The organism is Pseudomonas cichorii (assembly GCF_003700275.1).
Lineage (GTDB): Bacteria > Pseudomonadota > Gammaproteobacteria > Pseudomonadales > Pseudomonadaceae > Aquipseudomonas > Aquipseudomonas cichorii_B.
On the sequence record NZ_RBRE01000039.1, the window covers coordinates 18,651 to 36,102 of the forward strand.

The 17,452-nt window shown below is 58.3% G+C and carries 20 protein-coding genes; 14 read left to right on the plus strand and 6 right to left on the minus strand.

Annotated elements, in window-relative coordinates:
- Positions 1–164: 164 nt before the first annotated feature.
- The 3 genes from ALQ04_RS09790 to ALQ04_RS09800 all read right to left on the minus strand — a co-directional run bounded on the left by ALQ04_RS09790 (position 165) and on the right by ALQ04_RS09800 (position 1,679).
- The gene (locus tag ALQ04_RS09790) at positions 165–809 is read right to left on the minus strand and encodes a glutathione binding-like protein (RefSeq protein WP_122315558.1); all 645 of its coding nucleotides are present in this window, start codon (positions 807–809) and stop codon (positions 165–167) included.
- Between the two features lie 108 nt (positions 810–917).
- Positions 918–1,118, minus strand: coding sequence for an SEC-C metal-binding domain-containing protein (locus ALQ04_RS09795; RefSeq protein WP_122315559.1), 201 nt, complete (start codon positions 1,116–1,118; stop codon positions 918–920).
- A gap of 63 nt (positions 1,119–1,181) precedes the next feature.
- The gene (locus ALQ04_RS09800; RefSeq protein WP_122315560.1) at positions 1,182–1,679 is read right to left on the minus strand and encodes an LEA type 2 family protein; all 498 of its coding nucleotides are present in this window, start codon (positions 1,677–1,679) and stop codon (positions 1,182–1,184) included.
- A gap of 116 nt (positions 1,680–1,795) precedes the next feature.
- Between ALQ04_RS09800 and ALQ04_RS09805 the strand changes: the two genes are divergently transcribed.
- Positions 1,796–2,326: a hypothetical protein gene (locus ALQ04_RS09805; protein ID WP_122315561.1), complete on the plus strand. Its 531-nt coding sequence runs from the start codon at positions 1,796–1,798 to the stop codon at positions 2,324–2,326.
- Positions 2,327–2,454: 128 nt separating this feature from the next.
- Here ALQ04_RS09805 and ALQ04_RS09810 read toward each other — a convergent pair whose 3' ends face one another.
- Positions 2,455–2,925, minus strand: a complete 471-nt coding sequence (locus tag ALQ04_RS09810) for a YchJ family protein (RefSeq protein WP_122315562.1) — start codon at positions 2,923–2,925, stop codon at positions 2,455–2,457.
- Positions 2,926–2,928: 3 nt separating this feature from the next.
- Complete coding sequence (locus tag ALQ04_RS09815; RefSeq protein ID WP_122315563.1) at positions 2,929–3,426, minus strand: DUF6231 family protein; 498 nt, start codon at positions 3,424–3,426, stop codon at positions 2,929–2,931.
- 210 nt (positions 3,427–3,636) lie between these two features.
- On the opposite strand from ALQ04_RS09815, the gene ALQ04_RS27230 reads away from it, so the two are divergent.
- The 9 genes from ALQ04_RS27230 to ALQ04_RS09855 all read left to right on the plus strand — a co-directional run bounded on the left by ALQ04_RS27230 (position 3,637) and on the right by ALQ04_RS09855 (position 11,406).
- Positions 3,637–3,768: a hypothetical protein gene (locus ALQ04_RS27230; RefSeq protein WP_259644982.1), complete on the plus strand. Its 132-nt coding sequence runs from the start codon at positions 3,637–3,639 to the stop codon at positions 3,766–3,768.
- Between the two features lie 407 nt (positions 3,769–4,175).
- Positions 4,176–4,853 carry a hypothetical protein gene (locus ALQ04_RS09820; protein ID WP_122315564.1) on the plus strand — a complete coding sequence of 226 codons (678 nt, stop codon included), beginning with the start codon at positions 4,176–4,178 and terminating at the stop codon, positions 4,851–4,853.
- A gap of 24 nt (positions 4,854–4,877) precedes the next feature.
- Positions 4,878–5,765, plus strand: coding sequence for a 2Fe-2S iron-sulfur cluster-binding protein (locus ALQ04_RS09825; protein WP_122315565.1), 888 nt, complete (start codon positions 4,878–4,880; stop codon positions 5,763–5,765).
- A 15-nt stretch (positions 5,766–5,780) separates the two neighbouring features.
- Positions 5,781–6,992, plus strand: a complete 1,212-nt coding sequence (locus tag ALQ04_RS09830; protein WP_122315566.1) for an acetyl-CoA carboxylase biotin carboxylase subunit family protein — start codon at positions 5,781–5,783, stop codon at positions 6,990–6,992.
- Entirely contained in the window at positions 6,989–8,170 is a 1,182-nt protein-coding gene (locus tag ALQ04_RS09835; RefSeq protein WP_122315567.1) for an acetyl-CoA carboxylase biotin carboxylase subunit family protein, read from the plus strand. The genes ALQ04_RS09830 and ALQ04_RS09835 overlap by 4 nt, the downstream gene beginning before the upstream one ends.
- On the plus strand, positions 8,170–9,267 hold the full coding sequence (locus tag ALQ04_RS09840) for an arginine deiminase family protein (RefSeq protein WP_122315568.1): 1,098 nt from the start codon (positions 8,170–8,172) through the stop codon (positions 9,265–9,267). The genes ALQ04_RS09835 and ALQ04_RS09840 overlap by 1 nt, the downstream gene beginning before the upstream one ends.
- A gap of 16 nt (positions 9,268–9,283) precedes the next feature.
- Entirely contained in the window at positions 9,284–10,243 is a 960-nt protein-coding gene (locus ALQ04_RS09845; protein WP_122315569.1) for a DMT family transporter, read from the plus strand.
- Positions 10,244–10,382: 139 nt separating this feature from the next.
- On the plus strand, positions 10,383–10,655 hold the full coding sequence (locus ALQ04_RS09850) for a DUF1145 domain-containing protein (protein ID WP_122315570.1): 273 nt from the start codon (positions 10,383–10,385) through the stop codon (positions 10,653–10,655).
- Positions 10,648–11,406: a collagen-like protein gene (locus tag ALQ04_RS09855; protein WP_122315571.1), complete on the plus strand. Its 759-nt coding sequence runs from the start codon at positions 10,648–10,650 to the stop codon at positions 11,404–11,406. Before ALQ04_RS09850 ends, ALQ04_RS09855 begins: the two co-directional genes overlap by 8 nt.
- Positions 11,407–11,474: 68 nt before the next feature.
- On the opposite strand, the gene ALQ04_RS09860 is transcribed toward ALQ04_RS09855, so the two are convergent.
- Positions 11,475–11,939 carry a CopD family protein gene (locus ALQ04_RS09860; protein ID WP_122315572.1) on the minus strand — a complete coding sequence of 155 codons (465 nt, stop codon included), beginning with the start codon at positions 11,937–11,939 and terminating at the stop codon, positions 11,475–11,477.
- 107 nt (positions 11,940–12,046) lie between these two features.
- Here ALQ04_RS09860 and dinG point away from each other — a divergent pair, with 107 nt between their 5' ends.
- From dinG to pdxH, 4 genes are all read left to right on the plus strand, one after another.
- Positions 12,047–14,191: an ATP-dependent DNA helicase DinG gene (gene dinG / locus ALQ04_RS09865; protein WP_122315573.1), complete on the plus strand. Its 2,145-nt coding sequence runs from the start codon at positions 12,047–12,049 to the stop codon at positions 14,189–14,191.
- A 90-nt stretch (positions 14,192–14,281) separates the two neighbouring features.
- Positions 14,282–15,430, plus strand: coding sequence for a serine hydrolase domain-containing protein (locus tag ALQ04_RS09870; protein WP_122315574.1), 1,149 nt, complete (start codon positions 14,282–14,284; stop codon positions 15,428–15,430).
- 158 nt (positions 15,431–15,588) lie between these two features.
- Complete coding sequence (locus tag ALQ04_RS09875) at positions 15,589–16,632, plus strand: OmpA family protein (protein ID WP_122315575.1); 1,044 nt, start codon at positions 15,589–15,591, stop codon at positions 16,630–16,632.
- A 79-nt stretch (positions 16,633–16,711) separates the two neighbouring features.
- Positions 16,712–17,359, plus strand: a complete 648-nt coding sequence (pdxH, locus tag ALQ04_RS09880; protein WP_122315576.1) for a pyridoxamine 5'-phosphate oxidase — start codon at positions 16,712–16,714, stop codon at positions 17,357–17,359.
- The last annotated feature ends 93 nt before the right edge of the window (positions 17,360–17,452 follow it).

A 17,452-nucleotide genomic window follows, 5' to 3' on the forward strand; every position in this document is an offset into this window, starting at 1 on the left:
GCGAAACTCCCGCGGGGGTGGCGTATGTAAAGGTCGCTACGTTAGAGAGCGGACAGTCGCCATGCAAGACAGAAAGCGGAGTTTATTTCAGGATTTTACAAGAGGATGTTGTTCGCGAATGAATTCGCTCTCGTTTGGCTGGGGCGAATTCATTCGTGCAAGGGTTAAGGCTTCGGCGGATTAATCTGTTCAACCAGCGCATAAGCTCGTTGCGTGGCCTCACGACTGGCGATGCTCTCGAACCAGCGCTTGAGGTGCGGGAAGTCATCCAGGTCTTGTTCCTGGAAGGTATGCGGCACGATCCACGGATAGATCGCCATGTCCGCAATGCTGTACGCGCTGCCAGCCACAAAGGCACGATCTGCCAGGCGTTTGTTCAGGACGCCATACAAACGGGCTGTTTCATCTACATAGCGCTTGATTGCGTAAGGGATCTTTTCCTTGGCGAAACGATTGAAATGGTGATTCTGGCCAGCCATCGGCCCCAGGCCGCCCATCTGCCAGAACAGCCATTGCAGCGTTTCCTGGCGGCCACGGAAATCCTGCGCGATGAATTGGCCGGTCTTGTCCGCCAGATACAGCAGGATTGCGCCGGACTCGAACAGGCTCAGCGGTTCGCCGCCATCGGACGGCTCATGATCGACGATGGCCGGAATCCGGTTGTTGGGGGCAATTTTCAGAAAACCGGGCTGGAACTGTTCATCCTTGCCAATGTTCACCGGGAAAATCTTGTAAGGCAGGCCCGATTCCTCAAGGAACAGGGTGATCTTGTGGCCGTTGGGAGTGGTCCAGTAATGAAGGTCGATCATTGAAGGCTCCATGTGATTTACCAGAACCGACTGTTTTACTCTCCCTTCAAGCCATCATACAAATGAAAACGGCCTGCAAGGCAGGCCGTTGGCAAAATGCTCAGCGCTTCATGCGCCGTGGCATTTCTTGAATTTCTTGTCGCTGCCGCACGGGCAAGGATCGTTGCGACCCACATCCTTGAGGGCGTTGCGCACTGGCTCCTGGTGAGCGTGACCGCAGTTCGGGCCATGGACGTGGCCATGCTGGTGATCGTGATGGTCGTGATCGTGGTTGCAATCAGGGCCATGGACATGGGCTTGCTGGTTCATCGGAGGTACTCCACAAATTAAATCGGCGCGCATTATCTCGCAAATGCGCGGGCAGCAGTACTTTTAGCCACTCTTGAGCAACAGTGCGCGCGGCTTTATCGTCTCGTCGCGTTCGATGGTGGTGCTGTGGCGCAAAAGCAATCCGGTCTTGAGTCGGCCTTCAAGCCGGTAGCGAACCGCTTCGTCGGGGTTTTTCAGCAACTGGCCAATGTACTTCAAGTGGCGCCAGAGGTTGGTCCGTACCGGCACTATAAAAGTCTTCTGGCTGTGGGCTGCAACGAAAAACCAGTCATTGGACCTTTCGTCTGCCAACAACACATCGTTGAGCATGACCTTGTAGCGAAAGCCGCGAACCAGCAGGCGTGAGTCGTTGGGGTTGTCGACCATAAAGTGCAGGTTGAAATCCTGCTGGGTCAGCCTGGCCTTGACGACCTGGACTTTCAGCAAGTGAACATCCGGATCCTCGAAGGCGGTGATGCTGCTCCATGTCGAGCATCCGCTCAGTCCCAGCAATAACAGCGCAAGGCTTATCGTTCTTGTAATTGGCGCCTGAATGAACATGGTTTTGCTCCGTTTGAGGCCTGAGTTTAGCAACTGGCCCACGGGGAACAACCGGCTTGTTGCATGAGCCGACGCTACGCCATACTTTCCGCCATACGCAGCATGAGTGCCCTTGCATGAACTTCTATGAAATCGTCTTTTGTGGCCAGTTGGTTCCTGGCGCCCAGCCCGACAAGGTACTGGCCAATCTGGGCAAGTTGTTCCAGGCTGACGAGCAGCGTCTGGCGCTGTTGTTCTCAGGGCGAAGGCTGGTGCTCAAGAGCAACCTCGACGCCGAAGCTGCAGAGAAATACCGCTCGACCCTGGAGCGTGCCGGAGCCGTGGTCGAAGTGCTGGACATGAACCTGCCGGTCGAAGAGGTGGAGCTTGCGCCGCCGCCTGCCGAATCAGGCGCTTCACAGCCGCGCACGGCGCGCTTGCAGATCGAACCTCGGGATGTCTACATGGCGGCCTTCGTGGATGTCGACGCCCCGGACTTCTCGGTCGCTGAGGTCGGCAGCGACATGCAGGACGCAAGGCCCGAGCAGACTGCGCCACAACTTGACTTGTCCGGATTGAGCCTGGCACCTGCCGGCAGCGATATGGGGCAGGATAAACCGGTGCTAGAGGTCGTTAATCCGGATATTTCCCACCTGAAGCTGGTGTAAGCGAACTCATTGGATCTGTCTGCATCAAGAGTGGCAAGTCTGTCAGAGGACCGTGGGAGATGTGCTGTACCAGAGACACCACACCACTTAACGAGGACAGAGCCAATTCATTCGCGAATGAAGACGGGTCACAGATAACTCGCACAACACTTCTTGAACTTCTGCTCGCTGCCACAAGGGCAGGCGTCATTGCGTCCGGCCTTGAGCTGGGCAGTGGGGTCGATGAAGTACCAGCGGCCCTGATTCTGGACGAATGAAGAACGCTCCCGATGGCTGTGCTCGCCGTTGCCGTCATGCCAGCGAGCCGTGAAGGTGACGAATGCATGTTCGGGTTTGCCGCCGAAGACTTCCGAGTTCTCCACCTCAAGGCCCAGCCAGGTGCTTTGTGCACTCCACTGCGCGATGGCTGCGCGGTCCAGCCCGCTGCGTTGGGCGGGCAGCGTCGTGTCGACCAGATAGTCGATCAGCCCCAGCACATAGGCGCTGTAGCGCGAACGCATCAGTTTTTCGGCGCAAGGCGCCGGTTGCCCTGCATGAAAATGACCGCAGCAGGCCAGCAGCAGGTCTCCGCTGCCGCAGGGGCAAATGGCACTACTCATGATTCACCACCAGTATTTGCCGAAGTTTTCCGGGTTGGCCCAGAACTTCGCATTCAGCCAGTCAGGCACTTGTTTGTATTCCCGCAAATCGTAGGTGAACAGGTTCAGGACCTGCTCGTCGCGGGCAAAGCGTTCGCTCGCTTGCAGGGCCAGCGAGAAAAAGTCTGTCTCCTGCCAGCCACAGGCCTGCAGGTCGGCCAGCACCGCAATGCGGCTGGCATTAAGGTTGCGAATGCCACCCAGCAGTTCCAGCCCGGTGCGCTTGGGGATGTGCTCCAGGCAATCGACCACCAGCGCCAGATCGAAACGCTGTGCTGCCAGATGCGCGGGCAGAAGTCCCGGTTCGGCCTGTGCCACTTCGGTCTGCGGGTGTGCCTCCTGAAAGGCTTGCAGCGCAGGAAACGACTGGGCACCGATCAGCAACAGGCGTTCCGGGGTGTAGCGGTCGAGCAGGGCGGCCAGTGCTTGCTGAGGTGTGCGGGTGGAATAACCGACGGTCATCGAAAGTCCTCTGTATGACTTGCAAGACTAGCTTGCCGGGCGGACTCTGAAAAGCGCCGATGCCATGCGCTGTTGTGCAAGGGCTCGATCTGCCCAACCAAACCAGCTCTATGCTGCATAGATCATAAAGTTACTTGCAGGTGCTTGTCTGGCGCATTAGGATGTTACAAATAAATTGGATCCAAAGGATATTGGGCATGGAAGCAGATAATGGAAGTCATCAATTCGAGCCCGGCAAGCGGCTCTATCAGCATTGTTTCGCGCTCTCTGCGCTCTGGCACTATTGAATACCCGCTGGCTGATATAGCTGTCGGCTCAGTGTCTGAAAAATTGCATTCATGAGTGTATCTACCTAAAAGGCCACTATTCAGGTGGTGTCGTCATGTCGTGGGCGATAAATAAAGTATCCGGAGACTGGATAGTCATCAGAAAGTTGTGCTGGGGCGCACACTCATTTCATGCGTCTTGGTTTTTTTGATGTCTTCAAATGAAGAATAAAAGTTAATTTAACTCAGGGCTTGTATTTGACGGAGTGCAGGGCTAATACTGCCGCTGCCTTGAATCAGATCCCTACAAAATAATGGCTATATGCCTTTTCTTTGACCAGGAAAAGAGCGTGTCGCTTTTATTAACCCCGTATGACGGTGGTTGTTTCTTTTGCTGTGGTAATGCGTGATATGGATCAGCATTTTTTGCTGAAAATAAAGAGTCATTGATTCGTCAATGATCATAATGGAGAGCGGTAACCGATGATTTCCACTGAAGTTGTGTTGAAGAAGCTTGAATCCACCGTTGATGCCTGCCTGGAAGCAGAATTCAAGAAAGACACCGTCATGGGCGAGTTTCACCAGGGTGACTGGTTCAATGAGGAATACTACAAGCGTCATATTCTGGAGTGCGTGATTCGCATTCACATGAACAATGAGCTGGATGCTCGCGCCGTGCAGGTCGCAGCCATTGATAATATCTCCGCTGCCAAGCAACTCTCCTACTACCTGTACGACGAGTTCGGCCATGACGAAATGTTCGGCCAGGATCTCGTCACTTACGGTTATTCCAAATCCGATGTCCAGGCTGAATTTGCCTTCCCGGAAACCTGGAAGCTGATGGGTTACCTCAACCTCTGCGTCAGCAAGTTCGGCCCGCTGCCTGCTATCACCTGGGACTGGTTCCTGGAGTACTACGGTGATAAATACAGCTCGTTCATCACCCAGAAGGCGAGCGCCAGCATGGGCCAGCCAGCGGTCAGCGGCGCGGCTTCCCACGTAGCCTTCGACGAGGCGGAAGACCACAGCACCATGATGAACAACATGCTGGCCTCGGTCATCAAGGATGAAAAAGACCTGGCCAAGGCCGTGGTCCACATCAAGGCTTTCATCCCGATGGTCGGCGAATACTTCCAGGCATTGCGCGCCACAACGCTTTAATACATATCACTCAAGGCCGGTGTAATGGCAATCTATAGTGTTCGTATTGGAGAGCAGACTTACACCGCCGACAGCAGGCAGCCTCTTATTGATGCCATTCCTTCAGGAGAGCTCATAAAAGGTTGCCTTAAAGGTGTGTGCAGAGTGTGCCGATGCCGCCTGGTGTCAGGACGTGTTCTGGAAGACGGTGCTGAAGTTGCACTGCAAGGCGAGTTTCTGCCCTGTATCAGCCGGGTAGAAACGGATATTGATATTGTCCCCGCAATCAGTACTTTTCATGCCGCCAGACTCAAAAGTAAAACCTGGCTGTCCGATCAGGTTATGGAAGTCGTACTAGAGGTCAAAAGGGTTTTTTACAACGCCAAATCCGTGGTGACCCTGAAACATCCAGAGCTTTCAGCCGTACGCAGTTACTCCGTTGTCACCCTGGGTAAAAAGGCTTATGACAGTATTACCTTTCATGTGAAGTTACGCCCCGGCGGATTGTTTTCCAGCCTGTTTGCAACGCTGTCGGTCGGCGAGCGACTGGAGTACTCCATGGTGAGTCCTTCATTGCCCCATTATGAAACACCGATGACCCGCTTGAATATAATCAGCGGTGGCAGCGGTATGGGGGCGGCGCTGAGTCGTGGTCAGGAACTGGTGGCAAAATACAATATCGGTGAAGTTGCGGTTTATGCGGTCAACCGTGCAAATCTCTCTGACTACCACGTGGGCTGTATAGAAAGATTTCGCAGTTTTTCTGAATGTAAGGTTGATGTCATCAATATCCCGTTTCATGACTGGACCCATGCAGGCTTCGATATTGGCGAGCACTTGGCGGCGGATGTGTTAGCGATAGGTGTCGGGTCGGATCTGGTGATCGGCAAGCTGAAAAACCTTCCTTTATGTGAACTCGAAAGTTTTGGATAGTCGGAGATATGAGCCATGTCCATAGTTGTCATCGATCCTGTTTCATCCGGCATAAATTATTTCAATGCAGCGCAGCAACTGGGCGTTGATCTGTACGTGTTTTCCGTCGATGGCGGAGAGACCGAACTAAGCCCCGAGCTGCGCGCCAGAGCGCGTCAGGTCATCAAGATCGACACCTCTGATTTCGCCGCCCAGATGGCGATGATCAATCAACTGGGTAACATCCGCGCCATCCTGCCTGGCGTGGAGTACGCGGTACCGATGGCCGCCAGTCTGGGCGCGGCACAGGGCCTGACCCATCTTGGCGACAGCGCGGTGGAGCAGGTTCGCAACAAGTTCAACTTCCGCAGCCGCCTGAGCGAGGCGGGGCTCAGCGATATCGGCTTCTTCCTGATCGATACCCGGGAGCCGGTTTCGGTTCCTGCGGGCTTCAGTTTTCCGGCGGTGGTCAAGCCGGTAGACATGGCGGGGAGTATCGGCGTACGCAAGCTGTATAACCACGCCGAGTTGCTCGAGGCCGTCGAGGCCTTTCGCCAGGCACTGCCGAACGACACCGGGTTTACCGCCAGCGGTCACCTGATCGTTGAGCAGTACATTCCTGGCAACGAATACAGCATCGAGGGCGTGGTGGGTAAGGACGCAGGCGTCACCATCGCATCCATCACCGAAAAGCTGCTGGGTTCCGAGCCTTACTTCGTCGAGATCGGCCATATCGTCGGTCAGGGTTACGACGAGGCGTTTCGCAACACCTTGACCGAGTATGCGCTGGCCGTGATCGAGGCCTCGGGCCTGAACGTCGGTCCCTTCCACCTGGAGCTTCGCGTCACGCCACAAGGGCGGCCGGTAGCGGTGGAGTTGGCGGCCCGTCTTCCGGGCGACAGTATTGTTGAGCTGATCAAGCGTGCCAGCGGAATCGATCTGGCTCTTGAGACGCTGTGTGAATATCTGGATATCGACAGTCCGGCCGCGCCCCGAGCGAATGGCATCAGCGCCATCGCCTTTATCCCGCGCGGTGAGAAAAGCGAATTCACCAGCCTGAACGGCCTCGGTGAACTCATCGACAGTCCTTACTACCTCTCGCATCAAGTCTACTACCGGACCGGCGATGCGCTGGGCTCGGATCAGGACTGGACCTCGCGGGTGGGCTACGTAATGTTCGGCGGCATTGATGAGGCTGCGGTAAGAAGCCTGGTCGGGCGAGTGCACACGGAGGTTGGAATCGCATGAAACACGTTCTGGTCATTAATCGCTACGACGACGAACTTTCCGATTACCGCAAATATATCGACCATTCGCAGGTCGACGTTTCCTATATCTCCCTGGCCGGGCGTACGCGCCTGATCGACCCGCAGGTCAGCGCCAGTGTGGTAGAACTCGAGGCCCTGGATGCGGACGCCATACTGCAGGAAGCGTGCACCATTCATCACCGCCAGCCCATCGATTTCGTGATCGCTTTCTCGGAGTACGATCTGGATGCCGCAGCGCAGGTGCGCACCGAACTTGATATCAGTGGGGCGAAAATTGCCGACAACCTGCTGTGTCGCAACAAGGCCAGTATGAAGGCGGCGCTGAAGGGGTCGAACGTACGCTACCCGCAATACCGGAACGTGGCATCACGCCAGGACGTGGAAGCGTTCTGCCGCGAGCACGGTTACCCGGCCATCCTGAAACCGCAGGTCGGTGCGGCTTCGGACGGGGTCGTAAAGATAGAGAGCCACGCGGACATACCGGACCTGGCAGATTTCAGCGGCTATGAAGTTGAAGAATATATAGAAGGCGATATCTATCACGTCGACGCCATCCTGGCTGCCGGCAGCATGCCGTACTTCAAGGTTTCAAAGTATCTGAATACCTGCCTGGATTTTCGCAATGGTCAGCCGCTGGGTTCGGTCACCGTCGATAACCCCCGGTTTATCGAAGCCGCACTGGCCTTCACCGAGGAAGTATGTACACGGCTGAACCTGAAAAATCAGGCGATCCATCTGGAACTGATCGAATGCCGCGGCGAACTGGTGTTCCTGGAGATCGGCGGCCGGGTCGGTGGCGGCGAGATTCCGTTTGTCGCCATGCGCAGCGAAGGCATCGATCTGTTTGACCTGTGGACCCGTGCCGCACTCAAGGACCCGGTGCCTGCAGTCAAAACCCTGATCACCGGTTTTCTGATGATGCCCAATCCGTTCTCCGGTGGGTTTGCCTTTGACCCGGCGATGCCGCTGTCCCACCCGTTGCTGAGCTACAGCAGTGTGCAACTGCAGGGTGAAACCAGTGAGTTCAGTTACGAAGAGATTCCTGCCCGGTTGCACTTCACGGGTGAGACTCAGTTAGAGGTGGAGAACGCCATTCTGCAGTGCATGGACATTCTGCAGTCATCCATTCGCGCCCATTCACTTCAAGAAAACCCTTGATGAAAGTCCTTCTACAACTGCCCTCGATTGCCCAGCCGGTGAGCATGTCGGTATTCATGGAAGCGCAGCAGCCTTACTCGCTCTCTCAGGCCGATGCCGATGTACTGGCGTTGGCCGCTTCGCTTGAAGCTGCGGATATCCAGACCGTTTTCCTGTCCGATGCCCTGTTCAGCGAAGACGGTCCGCATGTCTCGATGGCCGATATGCGGCAGTTGGCCCAGCGCTCGCTACGCTTTGCCGATGACATTGCGCAAGCACGCCGCCAACTGGCTTATGAGCAGTTGACGCGCTGCAGCCGTCGGGAGCTGGCAGAGGTCATCATCAACCAGCCGAAACTTCGCCTGCATCACGATGATGAGCTTGGCCGGATCAGTCCTGACGCCAGCTACGAGAGCTATGAGATCAACCCGCTGTACGGCTTGCTGTTTCCTCGGGATCATTTCATGAACGTCGGCGGCCAGCCGGTTTTCGGTCGGGTGAAACGTCAGGATCGGGCGCGGGAAGTGGACGTGGTGAAAAGTGTCGTCGCGGCTCACGGTCACGCACTCGTAGAGCTCGATCAGGTGCTCGAAGGTGGCGACTATCAGGAAACCCCTCGCGTCAGCATGATCAACACCGGTTTTCGGACCGAGGTCCAGACGCTGCATTTTCTGCTGGAATCCGGTCTGCTCAAGGGCGACGTGGTACTGGCCGTTGAGGATCTGTGGGGCAATCCCGAGCAATTCCACCTCGACCACTACGTGTGCCTGCTGCGCGATACCTTGCTGATCGATGCGGCAAGGGCGGACGCCGTCGAGCGGTCGCGGGTCAGTGTCTATCGCCGCACTCCCTCGGGCTGGCAGATCAGCGAAGAAAACCTGACCTTGCGCCAGGCCGCGCTGGCTGCGGACCTGGAACCGCTGTTGCTCGATGAATCGATGATGTCCGCCTGGTGCGCCAATGCGTTCTCGTCAGGCAAGCATGTGTGGATCGATGAAAACGCACCCTCCAGCCTGCTGGACCGGCTGTCGGGGCGTGGCTATGAAATTCACCTGATTGCCTGCTCGGAACACCGCAAGCAATTTGGCGGTATCCATTGCTCAACCCAACTCCTATAACTTTCGAGGCTTCATCATGAAGGTGGGTAACAAGTCTTTGCTGCCGGTACTGGCACTGATCGTAAGCACCATCGGTGTGGCGTCGGCGATTGCATTCGTCAAGCTCAGCGAGGTGGATGCCACTTCAACATTGATGCTGCGCATGTTCATCGCTGGCGGCATGGCGACTGCAATCACCGCCTGGCCACCCGGCAAGAGCGCGGCGCTGGACACCTACGGTTCGGGGCGTAGTCGTCTGGCCATGCTCGGGCTGTTGCTGCTATCCGGGGTGATTTCATGCATCGATCTGCTGTCGAACCACTGGGCGGTGAAGCTGACCAGCATGGCGAACACTTCGATCCTGATGAACCTGTCGCCAGTCTTCGTGGCGTTACTGTCTTTCCTGTTCATGAAGGAAAGAATCGGCGTGTATCAGGTGCTGGCACTGGCAGTGTGTGTCGCCGGAGCCTGCCTGCTGGTGTTTGACGGCAACGCCAACCTGACATTTTCCAGTCAGGGCGTGATCGGTGATCTGCTGGCGCTCAATTCGGCGCTGTTCTACGCCATCTATCTGATCATGATCAAGTCGCTGCGCGATTGCTTCTCGGCCCGCAAGATCATTATCTGGAACAGTTTCACCTGTGCAGTGTTGCTGCTGCCTGTCGCGCTCGCCACCAGTTCGCAGATTCTGCCCAATACGCTCAATGGCTGGCTGGTGATTGCGCTGCTGGCCGTGATCAGCCAATTGTTGGGGCACGGGCTGATGGCCTATGCCTTGCGACATGTCGATGTGGTCCTCGCTTCTGCCTCGGCATTGGCGCGTCCGGTGGTGGCGATTCTGATCGGCTTTTTCTTTTTCGATGAAGCCCTCGCGCCGCTGCAATGGGTAGGCGTCGTCACCGTGCTGCTGGGGATCTGGTGGTACAAGCGCCCGGCACCCGTGGCGCCGGTGGTCGCTGCTCCCGTGGTGCAGGGCAAGGCATCCAGTGAAGTCTGAAAGTCCGCTCCCGGGCCCGGCGCGATCTTTTTCAAGAGAGCGCTGGCATATTCGCTGTGCAGGACGTCTACTGTGCAGCGAACGAAAAGCGTGCGAAGAATCCGCTTTCGTACACGAATCATGACCATGGGAGCAGGCAATGCAGTTGTTCTGGGGGTTGGGCAAGCTATTGACGCTGGGGTTCTGGCTGGTTGTTGTGGTCAATTCGATCATCGAGGCTCCGGAGCCGTTCGGGATCATGATCAGCATTGCTGGCGGTCTGGTACTGCTCGCGCATGTGCTGGAATTGTTCCTGTTCAATGGCCGCCTGCGCGGGCGCAGGCACCCGTGGCGTGATCGCGGCAAAATCCTTGTTTTTGGCATTTTTCATGTGCTGTCCATCGGTCGTCCAGCGAGGCCCACTCATGCGTAACCTTGTCTTGTTGGCAGCCCTGTTCAGCCCGTTGGCCATGGCACAGACGATCAGTGTCGAGCCTCATTCCCTCATGCGTCTGCCCGGCAAAAGCAGTGTCCTGCAGGTCGAGCGGCTGGAGGTTGCGGATTACGGCACGTTGCTGATCCCTTCCGGCATTACCGAGGTCAAGGTTGGTGAGCTGGTGCTGGGGCATGAGGCGCGGATCGCGATTGTGCCCGGCACACAGACTTTCAATCTGCTCGTTGGGCATGGCGAATTGGCCACCGGCAGCCAGATCACTGCACGCGGCGCACCGGGAACCTTCGAGAAAACCGCCTCGCCAGGACGTAATCTGATCCTGCGCCTGCAAAGCCTGAACGCCGAGCAATTGTCGGTCGATGCCCGTGGCGGTGCCGGTGCACGTGGCTACGCAGGTCTGGATGGCGGCAATGGTCAGGCGCCGGGTTGCGTCTGGGGCCAGGGCGGGCGTGGTTATGACGGCGACAATGGCGGCAACGGCCACGATGGTGCCGCCGGCGCGCAGGTGCGTCTGGAGTTGCCACAGAGCTTCGCTGCCGAGCGCATTCAGGTCAATGTCGAGGGCGGCGCTGCCGGGCCGGGCGGCGAGGGTGGCAAATCTGGCAAGGGCGGCCAACCCAAGGGCTGCATCGTCTATGAGGCCGATGGCGGCAAGCCGGGTAAACCCGGTCAGAAGGGACAGCCTGGTGCCGCAGGACCTGCCGGAGCCTTGATCCTGCAACGCCTGTAAGACGCTTTCGTCAGGCCCGGATCACGCTTGTGCCGGGCCTGGCTTATATTCCAGTCAGACTTTTCCTTTCAGAAAGTCGGCCGCGCTGCCGCAATGGCAACTACCGTCAGGCCTACAATCAGGTTGACGCCCACCAGACGCCTGATCCTGCCCAGCACAGCGGCACCTTCAGCCCATTGCCCGGCTTCCGTGGCGCGCTGCAATTCCGGTAGCTGTAGCGACTGGATGCGCAGGAACAGGGCGACCATCACGACATACAGGCCCATCATGACCTGTACATAGCGTGGCGCGGTCTCGAAACTGGTGAAGTTCAGCTGGATCATGCCGACGCCGGTAATGGGCAGCACCACCACGGATGCCCACACCCAGACGAAGAAGCGTGGAAACACCTGGACCCACAATTTCAGGCGAACCGGGCCTTCAAGTGCTGAAATGATTGCTGGACGCAACACCATCCAGGCGAAAAACATCCCGCCAACCCAAACCAGGGCGGCCAGAACATGCAGTGTGTAGACAGGGGCGAAAGCGCTCATCAGGTACTCCGTTCTGCGCGGATGGATTTAGCGCTGTATGATAGCGTCCACTCAGAACCACTGAAAATATATCCAGCCTTTTTTGCCGTGCCGCCGAACCCGAGCCAATGATCAGTACCGAATTAAAATCCCAGATACAGGGCGCCTACTCGCGTTTCCTCGAAGCCAAGAGCCTCAAGCCACGCTATGGCCAGCGTTTGATGATCGCGGAGGTCGCCAAGGTGCTGGGCGATGTTGAAACCGACGAAGAAGGGCGGCGCTCGGGCGATCCGGCCGTGGTGGCGGTGGAAGCGGGAACCGGTACGGGGAAAACCGTGGCCTACGCCATCGCGTCGATTCCGGCGGCCAAGGCAGCAGGCAAGCGGCTGGTCATCGCCACCGCGACCGTCGCCCTGCAGGAGCAGATCGTCTACAAGGATCTGCCGGACCTCATGCGCAACAGCGGTTTGAACTTCAGTTTCTCCCTGGCCAAGGGCCGCGGGCGCTACATGTGCCTGTCCAAGCTCGACATGCTGCTGCAGGAAGGCGATGCGACCAACGCCACTGCCCAGCTGTTCGAGGAGGAGGGCTTCAAGATCGAGGTCGATGAAGCCAGCCAGAAGCTCTTCACCAGCATGTTGCAGAAACTGGCCGGCAATAAATGGGATGGCGATCGCGACAGCTGGCCCCAGGAACTGGCCGACCAGGACTGGGCGCGTCTGACCACCGACCACAGCCAGTGCACCAACCGGCATTGCCCGAACTTCCAGCAGTGCGCCTTCTACAAGGCTCGCGAAGGCATGGGCAAGGTGGACGTGATCGTTACCAACCACGACATGGTTCTGGCCGACCTGGCACTGGGCGGTGGGGCCGTGCTGCCCGACCCCCGCGACACCATGTATGTGTTCGACGAAGGGCATCACCTTCCGGACAAGGCCATCGGCCACTTTGCCCACTACACCCGGCTGCGCTCTACGGCCGACTGGCTGGAGCAGACTGCCAAGAACCTTGCCAAGCTGCTGGCCCAGCATCCGCTGCCCGGTGACCTGGGCAAGCTGATCGAACAAGTGCCGGAACTGGCGCGCGAGATCAAGGGCCATCAGCAGTTCATGTTCGGCGCCTGTGAGCAACTGGCCGATTTCCGCGCCGGCGAGGACATGCAGGGCCGCGAGCGGCCACGTCACCGCTTTGTCGGTGGCGTCATTCCCGAACATATCCGTGAGATGGGCATCGAGCTCAAGAAAGGTTTTGCGCGCCTCGACGATCTGTTCACGCGCCTGACCGAGCTGCTCAAGGAAGGCATGGATGGCGAGGTGAATATCGGTATCGCCAGCCACCAGGCCGAAGAATGGTATCCGCTGTTCGGCAGCCTGTTGGCCCGTGCCCACGGCAACTGGGAATTGTGGACCGCCTTTACCGCCGAGGACCCGGAAGACAGCCCGCCGATGGCGCGCTGGCTGACCCTGGCCGACAGCGGCGCGCTGTTCGATATCGAGGTCAATGCCAGCCCGATCCTGGCTGCCGAAATGCTGCGGCGCAATCTCTGGAATGTTGCCTATGCTGCGCTGGTCACCTCGGCGACCCTGACCGCGCTGGGCAAGTTCGACCGTTATCGGATGCGCGCCGGCCTGCCCAAGGCGGCAGTGACGGCAGTGGTGCCCAGCCCGTTCCATCATGCCGATGCCGGCGTGCTGCGGGTGCCCGACCTCAAGGCCGACCCGCGCGATGCTGCGGCGCATACGGCGGCAATCATTCGCGATCTTCCGGATCTGGTGGAAGGTTCGCGTGGCACGCTGGTGCTGTTTTCATCGCGCAAGCAGATGCAGGACGTCTTCGATGGCCTGGATCGCGACTGGCGCAAGCAGGTCTTCATTCAGGGCAACCTGTCCAAGCAGGAAACCCTCAACAAGCACAAGGCGCGGGTCGACAGCGGCGAGTCCAGCGTCCTGTTCGGGCTGGCCAGTTTTGCCGAAGGTGTGGACTTGCCCGGCGCGTACTGTGAGCACGTGGTCATCGCCAAGATTCCTTTCGCGGTGCCGGATGATCCGGTGGAAGCCGCGCTGGCTGAATGGATCGAAGCCCGCGGCGGCAACCCGTTCATGGAAATCGCCGTTCCCGATGCTTCGTTGCGGTTGATTCAGGCCTGTGGTCGCTTGCTGCGTACCGAAGCGGATCGCGGCACCATCACGTTGCTGGACCGGCGTGTCGTGACACAGCGTTATGGCAAGGCGATTCTCAATGCATTGCCACCATTCCACAGGGAAATTTCCTGATAGGCGTGTCGGATGAGTCCTGTTCCCAAACCGGCCAATCGCTGAAACAATGCAGGCCTTTTCAGGCAATCGTCGTGCGGGAGTCAGCGGGTGCAGATCCAGGGCCATTTCGAGCTTAAATTTGAGGCAGTGCGTGAAGCCTTCGCCGCGCTTTTCGACGATCCCCAGGAGCGTGGCGCGGCCTTGTGCATTCAGGTCGGTGGCGAAACCGTCGTCGATCTGTGGGCCGGTACCGCCGACAAGGACGGCGCCGAAGCCTGGCACAGCGATACCATCGCCAACCTGTTTTCCTGCACCAAGGCATTTACTGCCGTGGCTGCCCTGCAACTGGTCGATGAAGGCAAACTGCATCTGGATGAGCCTGTCGCCCGGCTCTGGCCCGAGTTTGCTGCCGCGGGCAAGGCTTCGATTACCTTGCGCCAGTTGCTGTGTCATCAGGCAGGTTTGCCTGCCTTGCGTGAGCAACTGCCCGCAACGGCCCTTTACGAATGGGACACCATGACGACCGCCCTGGCGGCCGAGCAACCCTGGTGGACACCCGGGCAGGGTCATGGTTATGCGGCGATCACCTATGGCTGGCTGGTGGGCGAGATGCTGCGCCGCGCCGATGGCCGTGGTCCTGGCGAGTCCATCGCGGCACGAATCGCCCGGCCGCTGGGGCTCGACTTTCATGTCGGGCTGGCCGATGAGGAGTTTGGCCGGGTAGCGCATATTGCCCGCAGCAAGGGCAATTTCGGTGATGAAGCTGCCCAGCGCCTGTTGCAGGCGCTGATGCGCGAGCCCGAAGCCATCGCCACCAAGGCCTTTACCAATCCGCCGTCGATCATGACCAGCACCAACAAGCCGGAATGGCGACGCATGCAGCAACCGGCTGCCAACGGGCATGGCAATGCGCGCAGTCTTGCCGGGTTCTACAGCGGTTTGCTCGATGGCAGCCTGCTTGAGGCTGAACTGCTCAATGAGATGACCCGCGAACACAGTGTCGGGCAGGACAAGACCCTGATGACCTCCACGCGCTTTGGCCTGGGATGCATGCTCGATCAGCCAGCTGTGCCAAATGCCACCTACGGCCTTGGCCCCAAGGCGTTCGGGCATCCGGGAGCGGGTGGTTCCGTGGGCTTTGCCGACCCTGACTACGAGGTCGCGTTCGGCTTTGTCACCCATACGCTGGGACCTTACGTACTGATGGACCCGCGTGCGCAAAAACTGGTCCGGACACTGCGTGAGTGTTTGCAGTAACTATCACTCATAAGTGCTTGTTTCATACCGACTGTCAGTTAAAGAGGTGTAACAGGAACCGTACGACGGTTTCTTTTTCCAACTGGGTCTTTATGCGTGTTATACGGACGTAGCCAAGTCCATACGTCCCTTGTCATCAATACTGTTGTGGGTCATCCATGTCATTCAATAAAAGCCTTGCTCTCGCCTTGTGTATCGCTGTTACCGGCTGTGCCCAAACCCCGAAAACCGATTCTGCCGATTCTGCTGCCGCTGGAGGCCATTGGTGGCAGTTCGGTTTTGGCAAGGATGCTGATACCGAAGTCGCCAAGGCTCCGGCACCTGCTGCACCTGCTCCCGAAAAAGCGCCAGTGGCTGTGGACCCGGTTGCCAAGACCGAAAAGAGCAATCCATGGTACTGGCCGTTCGGCAGCAGCGAGAGCAAGAAAGACGAGCCTAAAGCTGTTCCAATGCCCGATCCGAAAATCACCCAGGCCTGGCTTGACGAGTACGAGCCACGCCTGCGCGCTGCGATCAAGGACAGTCCGTTCGAGCTGGAGCGCCGCGACAACCTGCTGGCTATCACCGCGCCGGCCGATACGTCGTTCAACCCTGACCGTCCGGCGATGTTGTTGCCGGTGACCCTCGGCCCGATCACCCGTCTGGCCAAGGCCGTCGAGGGCGATCCAAAGACCGCGGTACTGGTTCTCGGCCATGCCGATACTTCCGGTGTCATGGCGGCCAACCAGAAAATCAGCCAGGAGCGTGCGCAATCCATTGCGGCGATCTTCCGCCTCAGTGGCCTGGAGCGTAATCGCCTGAGCCTGCGTGGCATGGGCGCGGTCATGCCGCGTGCCGCCAACGACAGCGCTCAGGGCCGCTCGCTCAATCGCCGGGTGGAAATCCTGCTGACGCCGCAAGACACCATGGTCGCGCTGATGAGCAAATATGCGCTGCCACCGACGGCGCCAACCATGGTCGCGACTCAGGACGTCAAGCCTGTCGCTGCTCCAGCGCCTGCACCGGCCAAGAAAGCGGCTGCGACCAAGAAAGATACTGCCAAGAAGGCGGCTCCCGCCAAGGCCAGCACCGCCAAGAAAGCTGCGCCAGCCAAGGCCACGACGGCTGCCAGCAAGAAAACCACGCCTGCCAAGGCTGCTCCAGCCAAAGCCGCACCGGCCAAGGATGCTGCCAAGAAAACCGGCGATCAGGCCAGCAACTGATCGTCTGCCTGACCCGTATCATGCCCGGCCGGGCATGTGCGGGTCAGACTTCGCATTATTTCGGTGAAGGAAACCTGTCATGACCCAAGCCCTGGCCGATATGCGCCGTGATTATGCTCGCGATGGTTTGACCGAGGCGCAGGCTCCCGATGAACCCTTCGCCTTGTTTCACAAGTGGTTCGAGGAAGCGGTCAAGACCGAACAGGCGCCGGTTGAAGCCAATGCCATGACCCTGGCGACGGTTGACGAGGACGGGCGTCCGCATTGCCGGATTCTGCTGCTCAAAGGCCTGGATGCTCTGGGCTTTACATTCTTCACCAACTACGACAGTGCCAAGGGCCAGCAACTGGCGGCGCGTCCGTTTGCCGCGATGACGTTCTTCTGGCCGACACTGGAGCGTCAGGTGCGCATTGAGGGGCGGGTGGTCAAGGTCAGTGCGCAGGAGTCCGATGCGTATTTCCAGGTCCGGCCGCTGGGCAGTCGCCTGGGGGCCTGGGCTTCGCCGCAAAGCCGTGTCATTGCCGATCGTGCCGAGCTTGAAGGCATGATCAAGCAGACCGAACAGCGTTTTCTCGACACTCAACCGCATTGTCCGGATCACTGGGGCGGCTATCGCCTTTTGCCTGAGCGAATCGAGTTCTGGCAGGGACGTCCAAGCCGTTTGCATGATCGTTTGAATTATCGTCTGATAAACGAGCAATGGACGCGAGAACGTCTGGCACCTTAAGGTGTGAATTATTCCGTTACCAGATCGTCATAGTGTTACTGCCTGCGGTATCGCTGTATGCCGCCTGAATGAACTTAAATTACGGGTACAGGT